This is a genomic window from Streptomyces solitudinis (assembly GCF_036323765.1).
Taxonomy (GTDB): domain Bacteria; phylum Actinomycetota; class Actinomycetes; order Streptomycetales; family Streptomycetaceae; genus Streptomyces.
In genome coordinates this window covers 295,336-320,831 of the sequence record NZ_JAZDCW010000002.1, presented here as the reverse complement: position 1 = coordinate 320,831, position 25,496 = coordinate 295,336, and the positions used below count along the sequence as shown (strand labels likewise).

The window sequence follows — 25,496 nt, the reverse complement described above, 5'->3', positions numbered from 1 at the left end:
GTTGAACACCGCAACGGTGTCCACGGACGGAATGCTCGCCCTGACCAGCGCCCAGCTGGGCATCTGGAACGCGCAGCGCCTCGAACCCGACTCGCCGTACTACCTGGTCGGCGACGTGGTGGAGATATCCGGCGACGAGCCGGTCGACGCCGGGGCGCTGGCCGAGGCCGTCCGCGCGACCACCGAGGAGGCCGAGACGCTGCGGCTGCGGGTGTACGACACCCCGTCCGGGCCGCGCCAGGCGGTCAGCGACGAGCCCGTGCCCCGGCCCGAGGTGGCCGACGTCAGCGGCGAGGCCGACCCCGTGGCCGCGGCCCACGCGCTCGTCGACGCAGAGCGGGCGCGGGTGGCGCAGGCGTGCCGGGGGATGACCGGCCGGCCCCTGTACGCGCGCACCGTCATCCGGCTGTCCGACCGCGAGGTCTGGTACACCCAGCTCGGCCACCACCTGGTCTTCGACGGCTACACCGCCGCGATGCTCGCCCGCCGCACCGCCGCCCGCTACACCGCGCTGGTGCGCGGCACCGAGCCGCCGAAGCCGACGTTCGGCACGTTCGCCGGTCTCGTCGCCGCCGACCGGGCCTACCGGGACAGCGACCGGTTCGCCGAGGACCGCGCGTACTGGGTGGACCGGTTCACCCCGCTGCCCGACCTCGGCGACGCGGACACCGCCGCCGGACCGCCCGAGCACACCCTGACCGCCCGCGCCGTCGTCACCCCGGACGAGACGGCCCGCCTGCGCGCCTTCGCCGACCGGGAGGGCGTCACCTGGGGCGAGGCGCTGATCGCCTGCTACGCCGCGTTCCTGCACCGCGTCCTCGGCCGCTGCGACGTGGTGTTCGCGCTGCCGCTGATGTGCCGCGCGGGCTCGGCCGAGCTGCGCACCCCGGGCATGGCGGTCAACGTGCTGCCCCTGCGGGTGACGGTGGAGGCCGGGGACCGGCTCGGGGACCTGAGCCGACGCGTCGCCGCCGCCATGCGCGAGATGCGCGACCACCAGCGCTACCGCGGCGAGGACCTGCCGCGCGACCTCGGCGTGCCCGGCGCGGGCGCGCTGCTGCACGGCCGGGGCATCAACCTCAAGGCGTTCGACCTGGCGATCGACTTCGCCGGGGCCACCGGCGTGCTGCGCAACGTCGCGGGCGGACCGCCGGAGGACATGGGCCTCAGCGTCCTGCCGACCCGCGACGGCGGGCTGCTGCTCGGCTTCGAGGTCGACGCCCGGACGGGCGACCAGGCCGCCGTCGACGGCAGGCTGAGCGGCCTGCGGACCCTGCTGGCCGGGCTGACCGACGGCCTGCCCGTGGGACGGATCGCCCTGGCGAAGGACACCGGCCGGCTGCTCGCCGACTGGTCGCCGCCGGCCCTGCCCGGCACACCGCCGGACGTGCCGGCCGCGTTCGACGCCATGGCCGCCGCCCACCCCGGGCGCACCGCCCTGGTGTGCGGCGGGGAGCGGCTGACCGCGGCGGAACTGGCCGGCCGGGTGCACCGGCTGGCCCGCGCGCTGCGGGCGAGGGGCATCGGTGCCGACGACGTCGTGGCGCTGGCCCTGCCCCGCTCGGCCGGCCTCGTGACCGCCCTGCTGGCGGTCCTCGACGCGGGCGCCGCGTTCCTGCCCCTGGACACCGCGTACCCGCCCGGGCGGCTGCGCGACCTGACGGACGACGCCCGCCCCGCGCTGGTGCTGACCGACAGCACGGTCGACGGACTGCCGTGGGAGACCCTGCTCGCGGAGGCGGCCGGGCTCTCCTGCGCACCGCTGAAGGCGGACGAACTGTCCGCGCCCCGCCACCCCGACCACCTCGCCTACGTAATCCACACCTCCGGATCGACCGGACGCCCCAAGGGCGTGCTCGGCAGGGCGGGCGGGCTCGCGGCCCTGCTGCACCACCAGCGCTCCACGGTCGTCGCGGAGGCCGAGGGCGCCGCGGGCAGGCCGCTGCGCGCCGCCCACACCTACTCCTTCGCCTTCGACTCCGCCTTCGAGCACCTGGTGTGGCTGCTGTGCGGGCATGAACTGCACGTCTACGACGCCGGGACGGCCCGCGACGCCGACGCCCTGCTCGCCGCGTTCGCCCGCGACGGCATCGACGTCGTCGACACCACGCCGTCGATGGCCGCACCGCTGCTCGACGGCGGCCTGCTGGACCTGCGGCCGACGCTGCTGGTCCTCGGCGGGGAGGCCGTGCCGCCCGCGCTGTGGCGGCGGATCGCCGGTTCGCAGGTCACCGCGCGCAACGTGTACGGGCCGACCGAGGCGTCCGTGGACAGCACCACCGCGCGCATCACCGGTGACGAACCGGTCATCGGCCACCCGCTCGCGGGCACCCGCACCTACGTCCTGGACAGCGCCCTGCAACCGGTGCCGCACGGCACGGCGGGCGAGCTGTACCTGGCCGGGCCGCACCTGGCCCGCGGCTACCTCGGCAGGCCCGGGGCCACCGCCGAGCGGTTCGTCGCCGACCCGTTCGGCGCGCCGGGGGAGCGGATGTACCGCACCGGCGACCTGGCCCGCTGGGTGCCCGGACGCGGCCTGTCCTACCTCGGCCGCGGCGACGGGCAGGTCAAGGTGCGCGGCCACCGGGTGGAGACGGGCGAGGTCGAGGCCGCGCTCGGCGCGGTGCCCGGCGTCACCGCGGCCGCCGCCGTCCTGCGCTCCTCCCGGCTGGCCGGGTACGTCGTGTCCGCCTCCGTCACCGGGGACGCGGTGCGCGCCCACCTCGCCGAGCGGCTGCCCGAGCACATGGTGCCCGCGACGGTGGTGGTGCTGGACGCGCTGCCGCTCACGCCCAACAGCAAGCTCGACCGCGCCGCCCTGCCCGCGCCCGCCGCCGCCGGCGGCGGGCGGGAGCCCGGAACCGAGCGGGAACGGCTGCTGTGCGCGGCCCTCGCCGAGGTCTTCGAACTCGAACGCGTCAGCGTGGACGACGACTTCTTCGCCCTCGGCGGGGACAGCATCACCGCGATCACCGTCAGCAGCAGGCTGCGGGCCAGCGGCCTCGGACTGCGGCCCCGGGACCTGCTGGCCCGCCGCAGCTTCGCCGCCCTGGCCGCCGCGGCCACAGCGCTCAAGGAGGCCGACGAGCCGGCCGACGACCCGGTGGGCCCGGTGCCCGCGCCGCCCATCGTGCGCGCCCTGCTCGACCCACACCCGGACGTGGACGCCGTCGCCTCGTACGCGCAGTGGACCGCCCTGCACGTCGGCGCGCTGGCCCACGCCGACCTGGCCACGGGCGTGCAGGCCCTGCTCGACCGGCACGACGCGCTGCGGCTGCGGGCGGACGGCGACGGCCTGGAGGTCCTGCCCAGGGGCACGGTGCGGGCCGTCGTCGAAGAGACCCGCGAGGCGGACGTCACGGCGCTCGCCGAGCGGCTGGCGGGGGAACTCGACCCGCGCTCCGGCGACCTGCTGCGAGCGGCCCTGGTGCGCACCCGCGCCGGGGAGGCGGACCGGCTCGTCCTCGTCGCGCACCACCTCGCCGTGGACGGCGTGTCCTGGCGGGTCCTGCTGCCCGACCTGCACACGGCCTGCACCGGCGGCACCCTCACGGCCGGCGGCACGTCCTGGCGTCGGCACGCGCTGCTCCTCGCCGAGCAGGGGGAGTCGGGCGCCTTCCGGGGGGAACTGAGCCACTGGCACACCGCGCTGGAGACCGCGTCCCGGCTGGGCGCCCGGCCGCTGGACCCGAGCCGGGACACCGCCGCCACCGCGCACCGCTCCGTCACCGTCGCCTCCCCCGAGGTCACCGAGGCGCTGCTCACGACGCTGCCCGCAGCCTACCGGGCCGGCGTCGACGAGGTGCTCCTCGCCGCGCTCGTGCTCACGCTGCGCGAGCGGGACGCGTCCGGCGGCGCGGTGACCGTCACGATGGAGGGCCACGGCCGCGAACACCTCGACCTGTCCGGCACGGTCGGCTGGTTCACCAGCGAGTACCCGGTCCGCGTCCCCGCCGCCGGGGACGTGCGGCAGGTGCTGCGCGCGGCCAAGGAGGCCAAGCGCGGCGTTCCCGGCGGCGGCCTCGGCTACGGTGTCCTGCGCCACCTCGACCCGGTGGCCGGTGCCCGGCTGAGGGCCCTGCCGCCGCCGGACGTGCTGCTGAACTACCTGGGCCGGTTCACCCCGCCGCCCGGCACCGGCTGGCGCCTGCCGGAACGCGACGCCTTCTCGGTGACCGAACCCGGCGCCAAGGCCCTCGAACAGGTGCTGGCCCTCAACTGCTTCGTCCACGAGGAGGACGCGCCCCGGCTCGCCGTCGAGTGGACGGCCGCGGCGGAGGTGCTCGGCCGCGAGGCCGTGGCGGCGCTCCAGCGCGCCTGGACCGCGGCGCTGGAGACGCTGGCCGGGCACGCGCGCAGCGCCCCCGGCGGGCTCACCCCCAGCGACCTGCCGCTCGTCGCCCTCGACCAGGCCGCCATCGACGCCCTGGAGACGGCCGGCCGCGTCGCCGACGTCCTGCCCGCCACCCCGCTCCAGGTCGGGCTGTCCTTCCACACCCTGCTCCGCGACGACCACGACACCGACGTCTACGCCGTCCAGGCCGTGACGACCCTGGTCGGCGAGCTGGACGCGGACCGGATGGCGAAGGCCGCCCGGGAACTCCTGCGCCGCCACCCCGCCCTGCGCGTGTACCTGGCCCAGACCGGGGACGACGTGGTGCAGGTCGTCCCCGACGACGTCACGCTCGAATGGCGGCGGGACGACCGGTTCGCCGAGGCCGCCCAGGACGAACTGCGGCGCCCGTTCGACCCGGCGAGGCCGCCGCTGATCCGCTTCCTGCTCTCCCGCGTCGGCCCCGCCGAGCACAGACTCGTGATCACCAACCACCACGCGCTGCTCGACGGCTGGTCGATGCCGCTGGTCGGCCGCGCCCTGCTGGCCCTCTACGCCGAACTGGGCGGCGGCCCCGCCGCACCGGCCGCCCCGCCGCTGCCGGAGTACTTCCGCTGGCTCGCCGCCCGGGACCGGGACGCGTCACTGGCCGCGTGGCGGGAGGCGCTGGCCGGAGTCGACGACGCGACGCGGCTGGCGCCCGCGAGCGCCGGGAGCGGCGTCGAACGGCCCGGCCGCGTGCGCGTGGACCTGGGCCGGGAGTTCAGCGACCGGCTGCGCGCGTTCGCCCGCGAGCGCGGCGTCACCCTGTCCACCGTGTTCCAGACGGCCTGGGGCCTGCTGCTGGGCAGGCTCACCGGACGCCGCGACGTCGTGTTCGGCTGCCCGGTCTCGGGACGGCCCGCCGAGGTCCCCGGCGTCGCGGCGATGATCGGCCAGCTCGGCACCACGATCCCGGTACGGGTGAGGCACACCCAGGACGAGCGCGTGCACGACCTGCTGGCGCGCGTGCACGCCGAGAGCGCCGCCCTGGCCGAGCACCACCACGTCGGCCTGCCCGGGATCCAGCGCGCGGCCGGCCTCGGCGAACTCTTCGACACGATGCTGGTGATGGAGAACTTCCCGCTCTCCAGCCGGAAGCACACCCCGCTCGCCCCCGGGCTCGACCTCGCCCGGGTGGACATCACCGACGCCACGCACTACGCGCTGACCGTCGTCGTGGTCCCCGACGACGCGATCACGGTCGGCCTCGGCTACCAGCCGCGCGCCTTCACCGAGACGGCCGTGCGCGACATCGGCCGCTGGCTGCACCACCTCCTGCGGGAGATCACCGGCGACCCGCGGCGGCCCGCCCTCGCGCTGCCCCTGCTCGACGGGGACGAGCGGGACCGGATGCTGCGCACCGGCGCCGGAGCCGCACCCGCCCGCACCCGTGGCCACTGGCTGGAGGAGTTCGCCGCCTGGGTGCGCCGCAAGCCCGACGCCGAGGCGCTGGTCTGCCGCGACCGCAGCCTCAGCTACGCCGAACTGGACCGCCGCGCCAACCGGCTCGCCCACGCGCTGATCGCGCGCGGGGTCCGGCCCCAGGACCCGGTCGCGGTGCTCCTCGGCCGCGACGTCGAGATGACGGTGGCGCTGTTCGGCGTGGCCAAGGCGGGTGCGGTGTACGTGCCGATGGACGCGGACCACCCGCGCGAGCGGCTGGCGTACATGCTCGACGACATCGCCCCGGCCGCCGCCGTCACGACCGGCGCCGCGCTGCCCGCCGGAGGCGGCGTCCCGGTGCTGCGGCTGGACGACCCGGCCACGCTCGCCTCCGCACCGGACACCGACCCGGCCGGCGCGCGCGCCGCGCTCACCGAGGACGCGCTCGCCTACGTCATCTACACCTCCGGCACCACCGGCAGGCCCAAGGGCGTCGGCGTCACCCACCGCGGCGTGCCCGACCTCATCGCGCTCCAGGAGGACGTCGTCGGCGTCACCGAGCACGACCGGTACCTGCACTTCGCGTCGACCGGCTTCGACGTCGCGTTCTGGCAGACGATGGTGCCGCTGCTGTCCGGCGGCACGTCCGTGATCGCGCCCGAGGAGGTGCGCGTCCCCGGCGACGAACTGCTCGACTACATCGCCGAGCACCGGGTGACCGGGGTGAACCTGCTGCCGTCGTTCCTGGCCGCCATGCCCGACGACCGCACGGTCGGCCCCGACGTGTTCTTCGTCGTCGGCGCCGAACGCCTCGACCCGGAGCTGGCACGGCGCTGGGGAGAGGGCCGCAGGGCGCTGTTCAACGCCTACGGCCCCACCGAGGCCACCGTCAACGCCGTGACGTGGCGCTACGACCCCGACGACGGCGGGCCGCTGCCGATCGGCCGCCCCGACCCCAACGTCCGCGCCTACGTCCTGGACGGCGGGCTCCAGCCCGTCGGCACCGGCGTGACCGGTGAGCTGTACCTCGGCGGTCCCAGCCTGGCCCGCGGCTACGTCGGCCGCCCCGGGCTGACCGCCGCGGCGTTCGTGGCCGACCCGTTCGGGCCGCCGGGCGAGCGCATGTACCGCACCGGCGACCTGGTGCGGTGGCGGCCGGACGGGCAGCTCGTGTTCCTCGGCCGCGCCGACCACCAGGTCAAGATCCGCGGCTTCCGGGTCGAGCTGGGCGAGATCGAGACGACCCTGACCCGCCACCCGGGCGTGCGGGCCTGCGCCGTCGTCGTGCGGGAGGGCAGGCTCGTCGGCTACGTCATCCCCGCCGACGGCGCGGAGCCCGACCTCGCGGACGTCCGCGCCCACCTGGCCGCCGCCCTGCCCGACCACATGGTGCCGACCGTCTTCGTGCCGATCGACCGCCTGCCGCTGGGCCCCGGCGGGAAGCTGGACGCCGCCGCCCTGCCCGCCCCCGGGCCCCAGGCCGCCGCGCGGCGGGAACCCGCCACCCGGGCCGAGGCCGTGCTGCTCGGCGTGCTCCGGGACGTCCTGGGCACCGACGCCATCGGCCCCGACGACGACTTCTTCGCCATCGGCGGGGACAGCATCGTGTCGCTCCAGGTGGTGTCCCGGTCCCGGCGCCTGGGGCTCGGCCTGAGCGCGCGGGACGTCTTCGACGGGGGGACGGTCGCCGGGATCGCCGCGCGGGCCCGCGCCCTCGGCGCGGACGCCGCCCCGGCGGTCGGGGACGCGCCGCTGACCCCGGTCATGCGGGACCTGCTGCGCCGCGCGGGAGACGCCGCCGACGGGTTCTGCCAGTGGGTGGAGGTCTGCGTCCCGCCGGGCGGCGACGAGGGGACCTGGCGGGCCGTCATCGACGCCGTCCTGGCCCGCCACGACGTGCTGCGCGCGCACCTGGCCGACGACGTGCTGCGCATCCCGCCGCCCGGCGCCGTGACGGCGGCCGACGTGCTCACCCGGGTACCGGCGGCGGCCGACCCGCGCGCCCAGGCCGACGCCGAGACCGCCGCGGCCCGCGCCGCGATCAACCCGCGCACCGGTCCGCTGCTGCGCGCGGTGTGGCTGGACGCCGGTCCCGGACGGCCGGGCAGGCTCATCCTGGTCGCCCACCACCTCGTCGTCGACGGGGTGTCCTGGCGGGTCCTGCTGGACGACGTCGAACACGCCCACGGCGGCGGCACGCTGACCCGGCACGGCCAGTCGTTCCTCGGCTGGGCGCGCTCGCTGCGCGACGCCGACCGGCGGGACGAACTCCCGCACTGGCGGCGGACGAGCGCCACACCGGCGCTCACCGGGCCGCTCGACCCCGCCCGGGACACCGCGGCCACCGCGGCGCACCACGAGATCCGGCTCGACGCCGCCTCGACCCGCGCCCTTACCACGACCCTGCCCACCGCCTACCGCACCACGCCGGACGCGGTGCTCCTCGCCGCGCTCGCCCAGGCGGTGCGGGCCTGGCGCGGGACGCCGGAACTGCTCGTCGCGCTGGAGAGCCACGGCCGCCCCTCCCGGGTCGACCTGTCCCAGACCGTCGGCTGGTTCACCGCCGTCCACCCCGTGCGGCTCGACACGGGCGACGACCCGGAGGCCGTCCGGGAGCGGCTGCGCGCCCAGGGCGACGGCCTGGGCTACGGCATCCTCACCACCGCGGGCCTCCTGGAGCCCGTGCACCCGGAGGTCGCCTGGAACTACCTCGGGCGGTTCCCCGGCGCCCCGGCCGGGGAGACGCCGTGGCAGGCGCCGCCGGACGCCGACCCGCTCGGCTCGGGCGGCACCGACGCGCTGCCCCTGCCGTACAGCCTCATGGTCAACGCCCTGGTGCGCGACGACACGCTCGGGGTCCGCCTCACGTGGCCCTCGGCGCTGTTCACCGCCGCCGACATCGAAGAACTGGCCGGGCACCTGCGCGCCGCGCTACTGCGCACCGCCGCCGCGCCGGAGGCCAGGGCGCTCGACCACGGCCGCCCCGTCGCCGAGGTGCAGCCGCTCACCCCGCTCCAGGAGGTGATGCTGCGGCACTCGCGCACCGAGCGCCCCGACCCCTACACCGTGCAGTCGGTGTTCTCCCTCGCCGGTCCGCTCGACGCCGGGGCCCTGCACGCCGCGGGCGGCGACCTGCTGGAGCGCCACCCCAACCTGGGCGCCGTCTTCCCCGCCGGCCTGGCGGTGATCCCGCAGGCACCCCGGCCGGACTGCCGCGTGACGGACGGACCGGCCGACGAGGTGCTGGCGGCCGACCTGGCCGAACCGTTCGACCTGGCCGAGGGCCCGCTGCTGCGCCTGACCGTGGTCCGGCACGGACCCGAGCGCGCCGACCTGGTCCTGACCAGCCATCACGTGCTCACCGACGGCTGGTCGGCCCCGCGCGTCCTCACCGAACTGTTCGCCCTCTACACCGCGCGCGTCCGCGGCGAGGCCCCGGACCTGCCCGCCCCCGTGCCGTTCGCCGGCTACCTGCGCTGGCGCGCCGAGCACGAGCCCGACCTCGGCGCCTGGGCCGCCGAACTCGACGGCCTGCCCGAAGGGGACTACCTGGGCGGCGGCGAAATCGGCCCCGCCTGGCAGGAGCCCGCCGTCCTCACGTTCGACGCGGCGCTGGTCACGAGCCTGGGCCGCCTCGCCGCCCAGCGCGGCCTGACCCGCAACACGCTGGTGCAGGGCGCGTGGGCGGTGCTGCTCGCCCGGCGCTCCGGCCGCACGGACGTCTGCTTCGGCGCCATGGTCGCCTGCCGCCCGCCGGAGCTGGAGGGCGTGGAGGAGATCATCGGGCTGCTGGCCAACACCGTGCCCGTCCGGGCACGGCTCTCGGGCACCCTCGCCGACACGCTGGCCGACCTCCAGGCCCGGCAGCGGGCCCTGGTCGAGCACCACCACGCCGCCCTGCCCGACCTGGAGCGGATCACCGGACGGCGCAGGCTGTTCGACAGCCTCGTGGTGTTCGAGAACTACCCGGTCGACCCCGAGCGCCTCCGCGCGCCCGCCCCCGGGCTCACGGTCGTCGGGACCCGGTTCCGCGAGGCCACCCACCACCCGGTGACGCTCACGGTCATGCCGGACGGTGACGGGTGGACCGGCGTGCTCGCCCACCGGGCCGGGGTGGACACCTCCGGGCTCGCCGCGGAACTGCTCGCCCTGCTCCGCGACCTGGGCCGCTACCTCGACGAGGACGTGCGCGGCCTCCTGGAGCCCCGGTGAGCGGGCCGGCCGCGCCGCCGGCCGAACGGGTGGACGGGCCGCTGCTGCGGATCGCGTTCATCCTGGTCCTGGGCACCTTCATGGCCACGGTGGACGCCACCATCGTCAGCGTCGGCATCGACACCCTGGCCGACGAGTTCGGCTCCTCCGTCGCCGGGATCCAGTGGGTCACCACCGCCTACCTGCTGGCCGTCGTCACCGCCGTGCCCGCGTCCGGCTGGCTGGCCGACCGGTTCGGCGGACGGCGGACGTGGCTGGTCGCCGTGGCCGTGTTCCTGCTCGGCTCGGTGCTGTGCGCGCTGGCCTGGTCGGCGACCAGCCTCATCGTGTTCCGGGTGGTGCAGGGCCTCGGCGGCGGACTGCTGCCCCCCACCGGGCAGGCCCTGCTGGCCCGCATCGCCGGTCCGGGCCGCACCGGACGGGTCATCAGCGTCGTCGCGGTCGTGCCGCTGCTGTCGCCGGTGCTCGGCCCGCTGGCCGGGGGCTCCATCCTCGGCGTGGCGCCGTGGCCGTGGCTGTTCCTGGTCAACCTGCCGGTCGGCGCGGCGGCCATCTGGCTCGCCCGCCGCCACGTGCCCGTGGTGCCGCCCTCGGCGCGGCGCACCGCCTTCGACGTCCGGGGAGCCGCGCTGCTCTCACCCGGCCTGGCCGTGCTCGTGCTCGGGCTGACCGAGGTGGCGCACGGCCGTCACCTCACGGCCGCGATCGGCGTGACGGCGGGCCTGGCGATGCTGGCGGGGTTCACCGCGCACGGGCTGCGCACCCGCCGCGCCCCGCTGATCGACCCGCGGCTGTTCGGACGGCCGCCCTTCGGCGCCGCCGCCGTCGCGCTGCTCGTCCTGGGCGCGTCGGTGTTCGGCACGACGTTCCTGCTTCCGCTGTACTTCCAGTCCGGCCGCGGCCTGTCGGCCTGGGAGGCCGGGCTGCTGCTCGCCCCGCAGGGGCTCGGCGCCGCGGCCGGGTCGGTGCTCGTCAACCGCACCATCGACAAGGTCGCGCCCCGGACGCTGGTCGTCACCGGCATCGCGCTCATCCTCGCGGGCACCGTCCCGTTCACCCAGCTCGGCCACACCCCGCCGGACGCCGTCCTCGCCTCGGCGCTCGCGGTGCGCGGCGTGGGCATGGCCATGATCGGCGCGCCCGTGATGAACATCGTCTACAGCCGCATCGAACCCGAGCACCTGCCCCGCGCGTCCGGAGCGCTGAGCCTCCTCAACACCGTCGGCGGATCGGTCGGCACCGCGGCCCTCGCCGTGGTCCTCCAGGACCGGCTGACCGCCCGGGGCCCGGACGTCCCCCAGGCGTTCGCCGACACCTTCTGGTGGGTGCTCGGCTTCTGCCTGGTCGCCGCCGCCGGAGCCACGAGGCTGCCCCGAACCCACGCGAGGAAGCCGTGATGCGCCCACTGCCCACCCCGGCCGACCTCACCGCGGCCCACCCGCTGCCCCCGGCGGCGGCGCGGGCCGTCGCCACGCACCGCGAGACCGTCGCCGCCGTCCTGGCCCGCCGGGACCCGCGCCTGCTCGTGGTCGTCGGCCCCTGCTCGGTGCACGACCCGGCCGCCGCCCTGGAGTACGCGGACCTCCTGGCCGCCGCCGCCCGGCGGCTGGCCGACGACCTCGTCGTCGTGCTCCGCGCCTACCTGGAGAAGCCCCGCACCGTCACCGGGTGGACCGGCCTGCTGGCCGCCCCCGGGCTGGACGACCAGGGCGACCTGGCCGCCGGGCTCCGCCTCGGCCGGTCCTTCCTGACCAGGGCCGCCGCGACGGGCCTGCCCCTGGCCTACGAGTTCGTCGACCCGGCGCTCGCCCCGTACGTGAGCGACACGGTCGCGTGGGGCGCCGTCGGCGCCCGGACCGTCGCCAGCCAGCCCCACCGGCACCTGGCCTCCTGGCTGCCCATGCCGGTGGGCATGAAGAACTGCGTCTCCGGCGGCCTGGACACCGCCGTCGCCGCCGTCCGGGCCGCCGCCCACCCGCACACCCTCGCCGTCACCGCGCCCGACGGCCGCCTCACCGCCGCGCGCAGCACCGGCAACCCCGACGCGCACCTGGTCCTGCGCGGCGGCCCGGCCCCCAACTACGACCGGGCGGGCGTCGCGCGGGCCCGCGCGGCCCTCACGGCGGCCGGGCTGCCCGGGAGCGTCGTCGTCGACGCGTCCCACGGCAACAGCGGCAAGGACCACAACCGCCAGCCGGCCGTCGTCGCCGACCTGGCCGGGCAGATCGCCGACGGCGACCGGGACCTGGCGGGCGTCATGATCGAGTCCTACCTGTCCGACGGCAGGCAGGACCCCGGAGCCGGACCGCTCCGCCCCGACCTCAGCGTCACCGACGCCTGCCTGGGCTGGTCCCGCACCGCCCCGCTGCTCGACGCCCTGGCCCTGGCCGCCCGCCGCCGCTAGCCGCCGCGCACCGGAAGGGACGGAGAGGATGACGGGAGCGACCGAGCGGGCCCGGGCGGGCCGCCCGGCCGGGGACGTCGGGCGCGGGCACGCGCCCGGGGGGCGGACGGTCGTCGTCAAGTTCGGCGGCAACGCCATGGTCGACGAGGGCCTGAAGCGCACGTTCGCCGCGGACGTGGTGCGGCTGCGGCGCGCGGGCCTGCGCCCGGTCGTCGTGCACGGCGGCGGACCCCAGATCAGCGCGCTGCTCGACCGGCTCGGCCTGGAGGTCCGCTTCGCGGCGGGGCTGCGGGTGACGACCCCGGAGGTCATGGACGTCGCCCGGATGGTGCTGACGGGCCGCGTACAGCGCGAACTGGTGGGGGCGCTGAACCGGCACGGCCCGCTCGCGGTGGGGCTGACGGGCGAGGACGCGCACACCATGACCGCCGTGCGGCGGCCGGCCTGGGTGGACGGCGAGCCGGTGGACATCGGGCTGGTCGGCGACGTCGTCGAGGTGAACCCGGACGCCGTGCGGGCCCTGCTGGAACAGGGCCGTGTCCCGGTGGTCTCGCCCGTCGCACGCGGGCGGGACGGCGAGGTCTACAACGTCAACGCCGATCTCGCGGCGGCGGCGCTGGCGGGCGCCCTCGGCGCCGCGAAGCTGGTGATGCTCACCGACGTCGCGGGGCTGTACGCGGACTGGCCGCACGGCGGCGAGGTCATCGGGCGCCTGACGGCCGGTGAGCTGGAGAAGCTGCTGCCGGATCTGACGAGCGGGATGCTGCCCAAGATGGAGGGCTGCCTGCGGGCCCTGCGCGCGGGCGTGCGCTCGGCGCACGTGCTGGACGGACGGGTGCCGCACGCGGTGCTGCGCGGTCTCTTCGCCACCGGGAACCGGGGAGCGGGGACCACCGTCGTCCCGGACGGGGCCGGACCCGGCGGGTGAGCCAGGGCGGCGTCCGGGGGCGGCACCCCGTCCGGGGCGGACGCCGCTCGCTCACACCCCGCGGGCGAGCACCCGCGCGCCGCGGCGCGGGTCCAGGGCACCGGCCCAGGCCGCCGGGGCGAGACGCGCGCAGGCCGGGGCGAAGCCGTGGCGGAGGAAGAGGCCGCCCCCGCCGGTCGTCGCGGTGAACAGGGTGGACAGCGACCGTCCGGCCGCCTCGTCCAGCGCCGCGCGCAGCAGCAGGGCGCCCACCCCGCGGCCCTGCCGGTGCGCCGCGACGCAGAAGTTGTACAGGACGCCGACGTCCCCGCCGCCGCTGCCGGGTTCGGCGGGATGGACGCCCAGGCCCAGGCAGCCGTCGAGGGAACCGTCCGGGGCGTCCACGACCAGGAAGTCCGACGCGTCCGCGGCGTAGCGGGCGAGGGGGCGCTCCCGCAGCGCCCCGGAGCGTGCGAACGGCCCGGACAGCGCCTTGAGCGCGACGGCGTCCGCGCGCCGCGCGCCGCGCGGACGCGGCCCGGCGGGCGCGGCGGTGTGCGGCGGCAGGGCGCCGGGGCGCGGGACTGCCAGGGTCACGGTTCTTCCCTCCTCACCCGGCCGGGACGGTCCGGCACCCGGCGCGGGCGGCTCCGCCGCACCGCCCGCTCAGCCCTGACGGCGGACCAGGCTCGCGGGCCGCAGGTCACTCCAGTGCGTCTCGACGAACTCCAGGCACGCGTCGCGGGTGTCCTCGCCGAAGACGGTGCGCCACCCGGCCGGTACCGCGGCGAAGGAGGGCCACACCGAGTGCTGGTTCTCGTCGTTGACCAGGACCAGGAAGCGGCCCTGGGGGTCCTCGAACGGGTTGGTGGCCATGCGTCGTCACTCCTCGTGGACGTCGTGGTGAACAGCCCTCGCTGTTCCGGACCGGCCGCCGCCGTGCGCGGCGGCTCCGGCGGCTCCCGCGGTTCCCGCGGCCTTCGGTGGCGCCCTAGCGGGCCGAGGCGACCCCGTCGGCGACCGGCTCCGCCGTGCCGACCGCGGCCCTCCGGCCGCGGTCGACGACCGAGGCCAGGATCTCGCCGACGCGGACGGCCGTGTTGGACAGCAGGGACGACGTGATGCCGTGGGTGTGCTCGGTGCCGCCCTGGAGGTAGACGCCGCAGCGCAGTGCGGGGTCGGCGGCGACGCGGTAGTCGCGTTCGACGCGGACCCGGCCCAGGTCGTCGCGGTGGCAGCGGTCCGCGACCGGGCCGAGCAGGCCGAGCGGATCGGCGGGGTGGTAGCCGGTGGCGAAGACGACGACGTCCGCGTCCAGCCGGGTCTCCCCGCCGGTGACCAGGGACGTGACGGTGGCGCTCACCCTGCCGCCCGCCTCCGTCACGGCCGTCACCCGGGAGACGTTGAGGAAGCGCAGCCGCTCGGTGCCCAGCACCTTCTCCCGGTACGCCTCCCGGTACAGCTCGTCGATCAGGTCGATGTCGACCACGGAGTAGTTGGTGTTGCCGTGGTAGTCCATCAGCTTGCGCTTGACGGCGTCGGGGGCCGAGAAGTAGTCGTCGACCGCGGCGGGGTCGAAGATGCGGTTGGCGAAGCTGCTGTCGTCGGAGGGGCTGTAGCCGTAGCGGGCGAAGACGGCGCAGACCTCGGCGCCGGGGAAGCGGCGGTGCAGGTAGGCGACGTTCTCGGCGGCGCTCTGGCCGGCCCCGACCACGACGAAGCGGGACGGGCGGCTGCCTTCCAGGCCGTCCACCTTGGCCAGCAGGTCGGAGGTGTGCCAGACGCGGTCCGTGCGCTCGACGCCCTCCGGCATCCGCGGCCGCAGTCCCGTGCCGAGCACGAGGTTGCGGGCCCGGTGGACCACGGCCTCCGCGCCTGAGCGGACCGTCACGTCCAGGTACTCGACGGCTCCGTCACGTTCGACGGGCTCGACGGCGATGACCTCGTGTCCGTAGGAGACCTGGTCGTCCACCTTCGCGGCGGCCCATTCGAGGTAGTCGTGGAACTCGGCGCGCAGGGGGAACAGGTTCTTCTGGTTGAGGAAGTCGACCAGCCGCCCCCGGCTCTGGAGGTAGCACAGGAAGCTGAACTCGCTCGCGGGGTTCCGCAGCGTCACCAGGTCCTTGAGGAAGGACACCTGCATGGTCGCGTCGTCGATCAGCATGCCGCGGTGCCAGCCGAAGCGCGGCTGCCGTTCGAAGAAGTGGGAGGTGACCGCCTCCCGCCTGCCGACGCGAGCGTTGTGCTCGCTGAGCGCTATGGCCATGGCCACGTTGGACGGCCCGAAGCCGATGCCTATGAGGTCGTGGATCAACGGTGCGTCGCCAGGAAGAACCTGTGACATGTCACTCCCATCGTGCGGGACGGCCGCCTGTCAGGCGTGGGAAAGAGAGCGCCCAGGGCACACCGGTGGCGAGCGGCGGCCGAGCAGAACTTAGGTGAGGCTAACCTGATTTGACTGCCCTGTCGACGCCACATAGGGCGCGAGCGGTCACGAGAAGGGGCAAAGTGCCCGCGAATCCGAGGGCTCGTTGCCCCACTTAGGTAAGCCTTGCTTTACTGGCGGCCCGTTCGCCGCTCTCCCGAGGAGGAACCTTCATGCGGGTCGTCATGTTCGGCTATCAGACCTGGGGCCACCGCACCCTCCAGGCGCTCCTGGACTCCGAGCACGACGTGGTGACGGTGGTGACCCACCCGAAGAGCGAGCACGCCTACGAGAAGATCTGGAGCGACTCCGTCGCCGACCTGGCCGAGGCGCACGGCGTCCCCGTCGTCATCCGCGACCGGCCCGACGACGAGGAGCTGTTCCAGCTCCTCAAGGACGCCGACCCGGACATCATCGTGGCCAACAACTGGCGCACCTGGATACCCCCGCGCGTCTACACCCTCCCCCGCCACGGGACGCTGAACGTCCACGACTCGCTGCTCCCCGAGTACGCCGGGTTCTCCCCGCTGATCTGGGCGCTCATCAACGGCGAACCGGAGGTCGGCGTCAGCGCGCACATGATGGACGAGGAACTCGACGCAGGGGACATCGTCCTCCAGCGGGCGGTCGCCGTCGGGCCGACGGACACGGCCACCGACCTGTTCCACAAGACCGTCGACCTCATCGCCCCCGTCACACTCGGGGCGCTCGGCCTCATCGCCGCCGGGCAGACGGAGTTCACCCCCCAGGACCGCTCCCGGGCCACCTTCTTCCACAAGCGCGCCGAGGAGGACATCCGGATCGACTGGAACTGGCCCGCCGAGGATCTCGGACGCCTGATCCGCGCCCAGTCCGCCCCGTACCCGGCCGCGTTCACCTTCCACCGGGGCAGGCGCCTCGACGTGCTCTCCGCCGTCGTGTCCCAGGGCCGCTACGGCGGCACCCCCGGCCGCGTCTTCTACCGCGAGGGCGACGGCGTGGTCATCGTCGCCGGGGCCGACGCCCGCACCGGCCGCAACCACGGCCTCGCCATCACCCGCGTCCGGACGGACGACGGCCGCGAGATGCCCGCGACCGACTACTTCACCACCATGGGCGGCTACCTCACCAGCCGCCCCTGACGCCGGTTGGCCACCTCCAGGCACGCGCCGCCTTCGTTGCCGCTGCGGCTGCTCCTGAACCGGGCGAGCGGCGTGGATTCCCCGGGGCTCGTCATTCCGCCCGCTCCCTCTCGATCAGTTCCTCAGTGCGCTTCCCGTCCGGGGAATGCCGTCTCCCGCCCGCGGGCGGGCCCGCCGGTGCCGCCGTCCGGCCGGGCCGCGCGCGGGGTCCCGGGGTGCCGTTCTGGAGAGCGCTCACCCGGGGACGGGGGCGGCTATAGGGTGCGGGTATGGGGAGACGGGTGCCGACGCTGGAGGACGTGGCGCGGGAGGCCGGGGTCTCGCGGGCCACTGTCTCGCGGGTCATCAACGGGGTGCGGAACGTCGACGCCGCGATCCAGGACGTCGTGCGGCAGGCGGTCGAGCGGACCGGGTACACGCCGAACCGGGCCGCGCGTGCGCTGGTCACGCGGCGGGCCGAGACGATCGCCCTGGTGGTCTCCGGGGCCGGGGACGCGGCCGAGAGCGAGCAGAACGCCTTCGCGGGGCGGGTGCTGGCGGACCCCTTCTTCGGGCGCGTGGTCAGCGGCGTCGTGGGGTTCCTGCGGCCGCGCTCGATGTACCCGGTGCTGATGTTCGCCGAGTCCGACGTGGCCAGGAAGCAGGTGCTGACGTACCTGCGGCAGGGGAGCGCGGACGGCGCGCTGGTCGTCTCCACGGAAGCCGGGGACCCGCTGCCGGGCATGCTCGCCGAGGCGGGCCTGCCGTGCGTGCTGTTCGCGCGGCCCGCGCTCCCGGCGCCGGTCAGCCACGTCGACCTCGCGCACCGGGACGGGGCGCGGCTGGCCGCCGGGCACCTGCTGGCCCGGGGGTGCCGCCGGATCGCCACGGTGACCGGCCCGCTGGAGGTACCGGCCGGGCGGGAGCGGCTGGAGGGGTTCCGGGCGGCGCTGGCGGAGCACGGGCTGACGCGGGTCCCGGTCGTCGAGGGCGGCTTCACCTTCGACAGCGGGGCGGCTGCGGCGGTCCGGCTGCTCGCGGAACACCCGGACGTCGACGGGCTGTTCGTGGCGAACGACCTGATGGCGCAGGGCGCCTGCCAGGTGCTGCGGGAGCAGGGGAGGCGGGTGCCCCAGGACGTGGCGGTGGTCGGTTTCGACGACTCCAGCGCGGCGCTCGCCTGCCGTCCGCCGCTGACGACGGTGCGGCAGCCGGTGGAGGAGATGGCGGCCACGATGGCGCGCCTCCTCCAGGAGCACATCGAGGGCACGCGCACCGAACCGGCGTCCGTGGTCTTCGCCCCGGAACTGGTGGTGCGCGAGTCGGCCTAGGGGCGGCGGGGCGCGCGGGCGGCGGACCCGGGTCCCCCGCCCGCGGACCCGGACCCGCCTGGGGCCCGTGCCGCGGGCCCGGCCCCGCCCGTCTCCCGCCCCCTTCCGTGCCCGGACCGACCGGACCGGGCACGGAAGGTCGGGTGCGGCGGACCCGCCCGTGCCTAGCGTGGGGGAGCAACAGGGAAGGGAAGGGGCCGGGAGCATGCTGGAGCGGCTGAACGAGGCGATGGAGCACGTCGAGCGCCACCTCGGCGAGCGGATCGAGGCGGCCGAGCTGGCGCGCATCGCCGTCACGTCCGAGTACCACTTCCGGCGGATGTTCTCCGCGCTGGCGGGCATCCCGCTGTCGGAGTACGTCCGCCGGCGGCGGCTCACCGTCGCGGGCGCCGAGGTGCTCGCCGGGCAGCGGACGCTGCTCGACATCGCGGTGCGCCACGGGTACGGCTCGGCGGAGACGTTCGCACGCGCGTTCCGCGCCGTGCACGGCGTCGGTCCGGGCGAGGCCCGGCGCACCGGGGCCGCACTGCGCTCCCAGCCCCGCATGTCCTTCCGCCTCATCGTCGAAGGGAGCGGCACCATGCGGTACCGAGTGGTGGAGAAGGAGGGGTTCCACCTCGTGGGCAGGAAGGCACGGGTCCCCCTCGTGCACGAGGGGATGAACCCGGCGATCGTCGCGTTCGTCCGCGGCATCGGCCAGGAGACCGTGCGGCGCATCGAGGCGCTGAACGACCAGGAGCCGCACGGCATCGTCAACGTCAGCGACAACGTCGCCGACCCGGGCACCGAGGGCAGCGAACTGGACTACTACCACGGCGTGGTGACCGGCGCCCCGGTGCCCGACGACCTGGACGCCCTGGCCGTCGAAGCCGGGACGTGGGCGGTCTTCGAGAACGAGGGCGAGTTCCCGGTGGCGATCCAGTACCTGTGGCGGGACGTGTTCACGCAGTGGTTCCCCTCCAACCCCTACCGCAGCAGGCCGGGCCCGGAGATGGTGCACGCCCGCGTGTCCCCGGACGGGACGCGGGCGGACGCGCAGCTGTGGATTCCGGTGGAGCGCGTCGAGCGGTAGCCGGGCGCCGCGCCGGGACGGGCGGCCGGTCCCGGCGCGCGGGCGCGGTGCCCGCGGCGCTGCCCGGACGGCCCTTGCCGCCCGCCGCCGGGACCCGTAGTCGTTGACCGGACATCCGGACGGCGGCGCGGACACCGCCGTCCGCGCACCGGTACCGGCCACCAGGGGGTCACGCTGTGGGAACGCTCGTCGTCGCGGGGGCGGTGCTCCGGTGCTCGCTGGGGCTCACCCCGGCCGCCCTCGTCGTGCCGCCCCGGAACGTCACCGCTTCCGGGCGTCCGGTCGCCACCGTCCAGGACATGAGGCCCGTGGTGAACCTCGCGTCCTTCGGCCTGTGCACCAGCCCGGCCAATCCCGCCGTGGCCACGGCCACCGCGGCGGCGGCCGGGGTACCGACCCCGGCCCCGTGCGTCCCCGCCGTCACCACGCCGTGGACGCCCGGGTCGCCGAGCGTGCGGGTGGGCCGGGTGCCCGCCCTCACCGCCGCCTCCACCTGCCTGTGCCGGTGGGCGGGCGTGGTCGGCGTGGTGGACGCGGGCCAGCGGACGACCCGGGTCGCGGGCTGACGGAACCGGTCAGCGGGGCGTGCCCGACGGGGACGCCCCGGCGACGTTCACCGTGAGGCCGTTGACGAACAGCGACGTGTCGCAGGCCGTGGGCGCCGGGGCGTCCGGCGGGCTGCCCGGCCTGCGGCAGGTCACCGACAGCACGATGCTGCTCCCCGGCGGCGCCTCGACGGGCGTCACCCAGTGGTTGTCGTGGTTGCGGAAGTTCTCCAGCGCCAGCGACGTGACCGTCCGGTCGTTGATGGACACCCGCAGGGTGCCGGTGTCGCCCTGCGGGGCGTTGGCGACGATGTCGGTGATCAGCAGCAACTGGTCATCGGGCACCCGGAAGACGGCCGCTTCGCTCTGTCCGGGCGCCACACTCGCCTCCAGCACGGTGGCGAACTCCTGCGAGGTGCCCGGCGCCCCTCCGGTGCCACCGGAGCCGCGGGTTCCGCCGGGGCCCTGGGCACCGCCGGGGCCGCCCGGAGCGCCGCCGTCCGCCTGCCCGCCGTCCGTCCCGCCGGAGCCGTCCGCTCCGCCCGGCTCCCCGCCGCCCCCGCCCGTCGCGCCGGGCGCCGCGCCGTCCGCGGGCGGCGCCGACGGCAGGGCCGAGGCGTTCGACGCCTCCTCCACCGCGGCGTCGGCCTGCTCCCGGGCCGCCGAGCGGACCGTGGGCAGCACCAGCGCGAACCAGAGCGCGACCAGCACCAGCAGCAGCGCGAGCAGGGCCAGCAGCCAGGCGGGCAGCAGCGGCTGCTGGATGAACGTCCCGCTGGGCACGGCCGGGTTCTCGTCGCCCTCCCGCCGCAGCCGCACCGCGAAGGGGTGCTCCACGGGCCTGCCGAACCACACCGGCCGCCGCGCCCGCACGACGAGGTCGAGGAAGGTCTCCTCGCCAGGCTGGAGGGTGAGCGTCTCGGCGGAGAGGGTGTGCCCGACGTCCTCGGTCGTCTCCTCCAGGGCGAGCGCCAGCGTGAGCGGGGCGTTGCCGAGGTTGGCGACGCGGAGCTGGAAGCGGGCCCGCAGCCGCCGCTTGCGCTGGTGCGGGAGCACCTCCGCGTCCAGTTCGTGGAAGGGCAGCACCTCGACGCTGCCCTCGGGCACCACGACCGCGTCGGGCCGTTCGGCGGGCAGCACCCGGACCGCGTACGGGAGCACCCCGGCGTGGACCTCGGCGGAGCGCGGCGGCCGGAAGGCGACGACCGCGGTGCCCTCGGTGCCCGGGTACAGCGACAGCGTCCCGGGTTCCACGGCGGCCCACTGCGCGCTCTGCCCGACGACGGTGAGCCGGTAGGACTCGACGATGTCCCCGCTGTTGCGGACGCGCAGTTCGACGCGCTGCTCATCGCCCGGGGCGACGGACACGGAGGACGGCTCCACATGGGCGGTAGTGCTCATGGCGGCCGACTCTAGGGAACCGGCCGACGGGGCGCAGGGCCGGAAAGGGAACCACTTCGGGCAGATTCGCAGCCTGTTAGGTCGGCGTTAGGTCTGTGGAAGGAGCCGTTCCGCACACTGGGCGCACCGGCTCCCCGGTGGCCCACCGCCCGTGCGGCGGCGGCTTGTTGCCGCCGTCCGGGGACCGCACTCCGCCCTCCCGTGACCACTTTCGCCGCCCGGACGCCGCCGGACGCCGCCGCCCGGCGGCCGCCCCCGGCCGGGCGCCTCCCGCCGCCGTGCCCCGCCCCCGCCTACCCCGAAGGACCGCCGTGGAACGCGTTTCCGTCCAGGTTCACGCCGACGACCCGATCTCGCAGTCGGGCGTCGTCAGCCAGCTGCGCACCGCACCGGAGCTGCGCGTCCTCGACGCGGCACAGCACGACCAGGCCGCCGTGCTCCTCGTCGTGACCGACAGCGTGGACGAGCGGACCGTCGCGCTGCTGCACCGGCTGCGCCGCACTACCGCCTCCGCGCTGGTGCTCGTCGTCTCCCGGGTGGACGACGCGGGGCTGGCCACCGCCGTCGAGTGCGGCGTGGTCGGGCTGCTGCGGCGCCGCGACGCCACCCCGGCCCAGCTCACCAAGGCGATCGTCTCGGCCGCGCGCGGCGAGGGCAGCATGCCCGCCGACCTGCTGGGACGGCTGCTGGAGCAGATGGGGCGCCTCCAGCGCCAGGTCCTGGACCCGCGCGGCATCTCGTTCTCCGGTCTGGACGCCCGGGAGATCGAGGTACTGAAACTGGTCGCCGAGGGGTACAGCACCCGGGAGATCGCCGAGCACCTCGCCTACTCCGAACGCACCGTCAAGAACGTCCTGCACGACATCACCAGCCGGCTCCAGCTCCGCAACCGCTCGCACGCCGTGGCCTACGCCCTGCGCGAGGGCCTGATCTGAGCAGCCGCGCGCCGCACCGGCCGGGCGGCCGGTGCCCGATGGGGCAGCGGCCGCTTCCCCCTGTCCCGTCCCGACGGCCGGGACGCGCGGGCCCCCGGCACCGAGGATGGGCCGGGAACCGAACCACGGGCGGGCGCCGCCGTCTGACTGATGGGATGCGAGCTGGTGCTTCCACTCCACCGCGGTCCGGGCGGCAGGCTGTCCGCCCTCGCCCTGACGCTGCTGCTCATCGTCACGGGCACCGTCGCCCTCCAACTGCGCGACGCCGCACCCGCCAGCGCGAGCCCGGACGGCACCGCCGCCCCGGGCCGCATCGCCTACGGCGGCACCCTGCACCGCAGCATCGGCGTCCTGGACCCCGGTGACACCGGGCACAGCGCGCCCCTCTTCCCCGGCGGACCGCAGCACCACGACGACGAGGTCTCCGCGCGCGCAGACGCCGTCGTGTGGACGAGCCTGCGCGACTCGGCGCGCCCGCAGGTGTACCTCCAGCGGGGCGACGGCCCGCCCGTCCGGCTCACCGACGACGCCGAGGGCGTGCGGCACCCGGTGCTGTCGCCCGACGGCACCCGGGTGGCCTTCGCGGCCTCCACGGGCCGCGCGGACGGCGGCCGGGACATCTGGGTCACCGGCACCGGCGGAAACGGCGACGGCACGCGGCGGCTGACCGACGGGCTGGGCGAGAACACCTGGCCCACCTGGTCACCGGACGGCGGCCGGATCGCGTTCAGCGGGCAGCGCACCGCCGACGGCGGCTGGCAGATCTACCGCGTGCCCAGCGCGGGCGGCGCGATCGTGCAGCTCACCGACGACGCCATCGACGAGGAGGCCGCCCGCACCGAGGTCATCGGCAACACCCAGCCGTCCTGGGACCCCGACCCGGCGCACGACCGCATCCTGTTCACCTGCCACCACCCCAGCCGGTACGGCGACGAGCCGGCGCGGCTGAAGTGGATCCCGGCCGGCGGTTCGCTCGGCGGCACCGGCACCGAACTGCTGCCCGGCCAGGACTCGCGGCAGGGCACCTGGTCGCCGGACGGCACCGCCGTCGCGTTCGTCAGCCACACCCCGCCCGGCGGCTACCCGGCCGCCGACACGCTGGACCGCGTCTTCACCGTCGCGGTGGACGCCTCGGGCACCGCGGGCCCCCGGGAACTGCGGCTGGAGGAGAACCGGCTCGTCGCCACCCCCGCCTGGCACACCCCGCCCGGCGGTGCCACCCGGCTGCTCGTCACCCGCACCAGCGCGGGCACCGCCGACACCATGAACCTGATGGACGTGCGGCCGGACGGCTCCGACCCCCGCGACCTCCAGGTGCCCCTGCGCCACCTGGGCCAGGACCGGAGCTACGGCTACGACCTCACCGACGTGAGCCAGCAGTACTCACCGGACGGCCGCTCCCTCGCGTTCACCCGTGTGGACTACGAGGACGGCTTCCGCCGCAGCCGGGTGTGGATCGCCGGGGCGGACGGCTCCGACCCCCGGCCGCTGCCCGACCACACCGCCCTGGACACCACCAGCACCGGCTTCCCCGCCTGGTCGCCCGACGGCACCCGGATCGCGCTGACCCGGTCCTGCCTGCCCTGCCGCCCCGGCGGACAGATCGCGGTCGTCGAGGTGGCCACCGGGCGCCAGATCCACGAGGTGCCCTCCACGCTCACGCAGTCCGACAGCGAGGCCGCCTACTCCGGGGACGGCGCGACGCTCCTCTTCACCCGCCAGGACCTGTCCCGCGAGGGCGTCCACACCCGGCTGTGGGCGGCATCGGCCGCCGACGGCAGCGGGCAGCGGGACTTCACCGCGGTGGACGACCCGCAGGGCACCCGCACCCGTGACAGCCACCCGGCGTACACGCCCGACGGCACCGCGCTCGCGCTCGTCGCCGGGGGGCGCCTCACGCTGCTCGGCGCGGACGGCACCGGGCCGCGCCCCGTGCCCGACCCGCAGGGCCTGTGCGGGCCCGGCAGCGCGGCGGCGGGCCACTGCGCCGACCCGGCCTGGTCGCCCGACGGCTCCCGGCTCGTCGCGGGCAGCCGCACGGACGCCGCCGCCACCGTCTACGACCCGCACGACGTCCGCCACCACCTCGCCGTCGTGGACCGGGCCACCGGCGCCGCCACGCGCATCACGGGCGCGGCCTTCCGCGGCGCCCCGGGCGACGACGGCCAGCAGGTCGCACCGACCTGGCAGCACACCTCCGACCTGGGCACCGAGCTGCTGACGCCGCCGGAGCCGGTCACCGTCGGCGGCACCGGCACCTTCACCCTGACCGTCACCAACCGGGGCCCGGCGACGGTGCCCGGAGCCGAGCTGGTCATCACCGTCCCCGAAGGGCTGCGGCCCGCGACCGCCCGCCCCGGCACCGGCACCTGCGCGGCGGACCTGCGGTGCGCCCTCGGCACCCTGGTGCCCGGGCAGGCCGTCCCCGTCGAGGTGACCGTGCCCGGCACCGCGCCCGGGACCTTCCCCGTCGGCTGGACGGTCACCGGGACGCTGCCCGACCCCGACCCGTCCGACAACGAGGGCCGCGTGGAGGTGGCCGTCGTCGAGCCGGAGCCCGAGCCCACCCCGACCCCCACGCCCAGCCCCACGCCGAGCGCGCCGCCGCAGCCGTCGCCCGGCCCGGAACCCGAGCCCTCACCCACCCCGCCGCCCGCGGACCCGCCCCGGCCCGGCCCGGTGCCGCCCGCCCCGGCGCCCCCGCCCGGCGACAGCAGGCCGGACGCCGGACCGGGGCTGCGGATCACGCTCACCCCGGACCCCGCGTACGCCGGCGGACGGCTGACGGCGTCCTACCGGCTGACCAACGGCGGCGGACGCCAGGCGACCGGCCTGCGCGTCCAGCTCACCCTGCCGCGCGGCGTGCCCGTCACCCGCCGCCCGGCCGGGTGCGACGCCGCGCTGCGCTGCCCGGTCGCCGACCTGGCCCCCGGGGCGTCCGCCGAGGTCCGCGTCGTCCTGACGCCGCGCGCCGCGGGCCTCCTGCGGTTCTCCGGCCGGCTCACCACCACCGGAACCGACACCACCGGGGCCGACAACACCGCCCGCCGGTCCGTGCGGGTGCTCCAGCCGCGCATCGTGGCCGTGCCGCCCATCGGCGCCCCCGGGTTCGTCACGATCGTGCGGGGCGAGGACTTCCCGCCCGGTGTGCCGGTACGGCTGAGCTGGGACCCGGGCATCACCGCCGCCGCCCGGCCGGTCGTCCCGGCCGCCGACGGCACGTTCGCCGGGCAGCTGCTGATCCTGCCCAACGACGCGCTCGGTCCCCGCGAGATCACGGCCGCCGACGCCCGCAGCGCCGGAGCCGTCCGCTTCTCCCCGGTCACCACGCCGTTCCTGGTGGTGGACCGGACACCGGACCCGCCGCTGTTCGACAGCCGGAACTTCTGATGCCGCGCCCGGGTCT

General features: G+C 76.3%; 14 protein-coding genes. 10 read left to right on the top strand and 4 right to left on the bottom strand.

Going from position 1 to position 25,496, the window contains the following annotated elements; genetic code table 11:
• Window position 1 precedes the first annotated feature (1 nt).
• The 4 genes from V1J52_RS05085 to argB all read left to right on the top strand — a co-directional run bounded on the left by V1J52_RS05085 (window position 2) and on the right by argB (window position 13,302).
• Window positions 2-9,970 carry a non-ribosomal peptide synthetase gene (locus V1J52_RS05085; RefSeq protein ID WP_330138375.1) on the top strand — a complete coding sequence of 3,323 codons (9,969 nt, stop codon included), beginning with the start codon at window positions 2-4 and terminating at the stop codon, window positions 9,968-9,970.
• Complete coding sequence (locus V1J52_RS05080; protein ID WP_330138374.1) at window positions 9,967-11,367, top strand: MDR family MFS transporter; 1,401 nt, start codon at window positions 9,967-9,969, stop codon at window positions 11,365-11,367. The genes V1J52_RS05085 and V1J52_RS05080 overlap by 4 nt, the downstream gene beginning before the upstream one ends.
• On the top strand, window positions 11,367-12,374 hold the full coding sequence (locus V1J52_RS05075) for a 3-deoxy-7-phosphoheptulonate synthase (protein WP_330138373.1): 1,008 nt from the start codon (window positions 11,367-11,369) through the stop codon (window positions 12,372-12,374). Before V1J52_RS05080 ends, V1J52_RS05075 begins: the two co-directional genes overlap by 1 nt.
• Before the next feature lie 136 nt (window positions 12,375-12,510).
• Entirely contained in the window at window positions 12,511-13,302 is a 792-nt protein-coding gene (gene argB, locus V1J52_RS05070; RefSeq protein WP_443075736.1) for an acetylglutamate kinase, read from the top strand.
• A gap of 51 nt (window positions 13,303-13,353) precedes the next feature.
• On the opposite strand, the gene V1J52_RS05065 is transcribed toward argB, so the two are convergent.
• The 3 genes from V1J52_RS05065 to V1J52_RS05055 all read right to left on the bottom strand — a co-directional run bounded on the left by V1J52_RS05065 (window position 13,354) and on the right by V1J52_RS05055 (window position 15,625).
• Window positions 13,354-13,878, bottom strand: coding sequence for a GNAT family N-acetyltransferase (locus V1J52_RS05065; RefSeq protein WP_443075715.1), 525 nt, complete (start codon window positions 13,876-13,878; stop codon window positions 13,354-13,356).
• Window positions 13,879-13,947: 69 nt separating this feature from the next.
• Window positions 13,948-14,157: an MbtH family protein gene (locus V1J52_RS05060; RefSeq protein WP_330138371.1), complete on the bottom strand. Its 210-nt coding sequence runs from the start codon at window positions 14,155-14,157 to the stop codon at window positions 13,948-13,950.
• A 115-nt stretch (window positions 14,158-14,272) separates the two neighbouring features.
• Window positions 14,273-15,625, bottom strand: coding sequence for a lysine N(6)-hydroxylase/L-ornithine N(5)-oxygenase family protein (locus V1J52_RS05055; protein ID WP_330138370.1), 1,353 nt, complete (start codon window positions 15,623-15,625; stop codon window positions 14,273-14,275).
• A 254-nt stretch (window positions 15,626-15,879) separates the two neighbouring features.
• On the opposite strand from V1J52_RS05055, the gene V1J52_RS05050 reads away from it, so the two are divergent.
• The 4 genes from V1J52_RS05050 (at window position 15,880) to V1J52_RS05035 (ending at window position 19,775) form a co-directional block, all read left to right on the top strand.
• Window positions 15,880-16,827: a methionyl-tRNA formyltransferase gene (locus tag V1J52_RS05050; RefSeq protein ID WP_330138369.1), complete on the top strand. Its 948-nt coding sequence runs from the start codon at window positions 15,880-15,882 to the stop codon at window positions 16,825-16,827.
• A 269-nt stretch (window positions 16,828-17,096) separates the two neighbouring features.
• Complete coding sequence (locus tag V1J52_RS05045; RefSeq protein WP_330138368.1) at window positions 17,097-18,137, top strand: LacI family DNA-binding transcriptional regulator; 1,041 nt, start codon at window positions 17,097-17,099, stop codon at window positions 18,135-18,137.
• A 205-nt stretch (window positions 18,138-18,342) separates the two neighbouring features.
• On the top strand, window positions 18,343-19,209 hold the full coding sequence (locus V1J52_RS05040) for an AraC family transcriptional regulator (protein ID WP_330138367.1): 867 nt from the start codon (window positions 18,343-18,345) through the stop codon (window positions 19,207-19,209).
• A gap of 176 nt (window positions 19,210-19,385) precedes the next feature.
• On the top strand, window positions 19,386-19,775 hold the full coding sequence (locus V1J52_RS05035; protein ID WP_330138366.1) for a DUF4280 domain-containing protein: 390 nt from the start codon (window positions 19,386-19,388) through the stop codon (window positions 19,773-19,775).
• Between the two features lie 9 nt (window positions 19,776-19,784).
• Here V1J52_RS05035 and V1J52_RS05030 read toward each other — a convergent pair whose 3' ends face one another.
• Window positions 19,785-21,155 carry a COG1470 family protein gene (locus tag V1J52_RS05030; protein WP_330138365.1) on the bottom strand — a complete coding sequence of 457 codons (1,371 nt, stop codon included), beginning with the start codon at window positions 21,153-21,155 and terminating at the stop codon, window positions 19,785-19,787.
• 311 nt (window positions 21,156-21,466) lie between these two features.
• Here V1J52_RS05030 and V1J52_RS05025 point away from each other — a divergent pair, with 311 nt between their 5' ends.
• A complete protein-coding gene (locus V1J52_RS05025) occupies window positions 21,467-22,090 on the top strand; it encodes a response regulator transcription factor (RefSeq protein WP_330138364.1) in 624 nt (207 codons plus the stop codon).
• Window positions 22,091-22,255: 165 nt separating this feature from the next.
• A complete protein-coding gene (locus V1J52_RS05020) occupies window positions 22,256-25,480 on the top strand; it encodes a hypothetical protein (RefSeq protein WP_330138363.1) in 3,225 nt (1,074 codons plus the stop codon).
• Window positions 25,481-25,496: the final 16 nt, after the last annotated feature.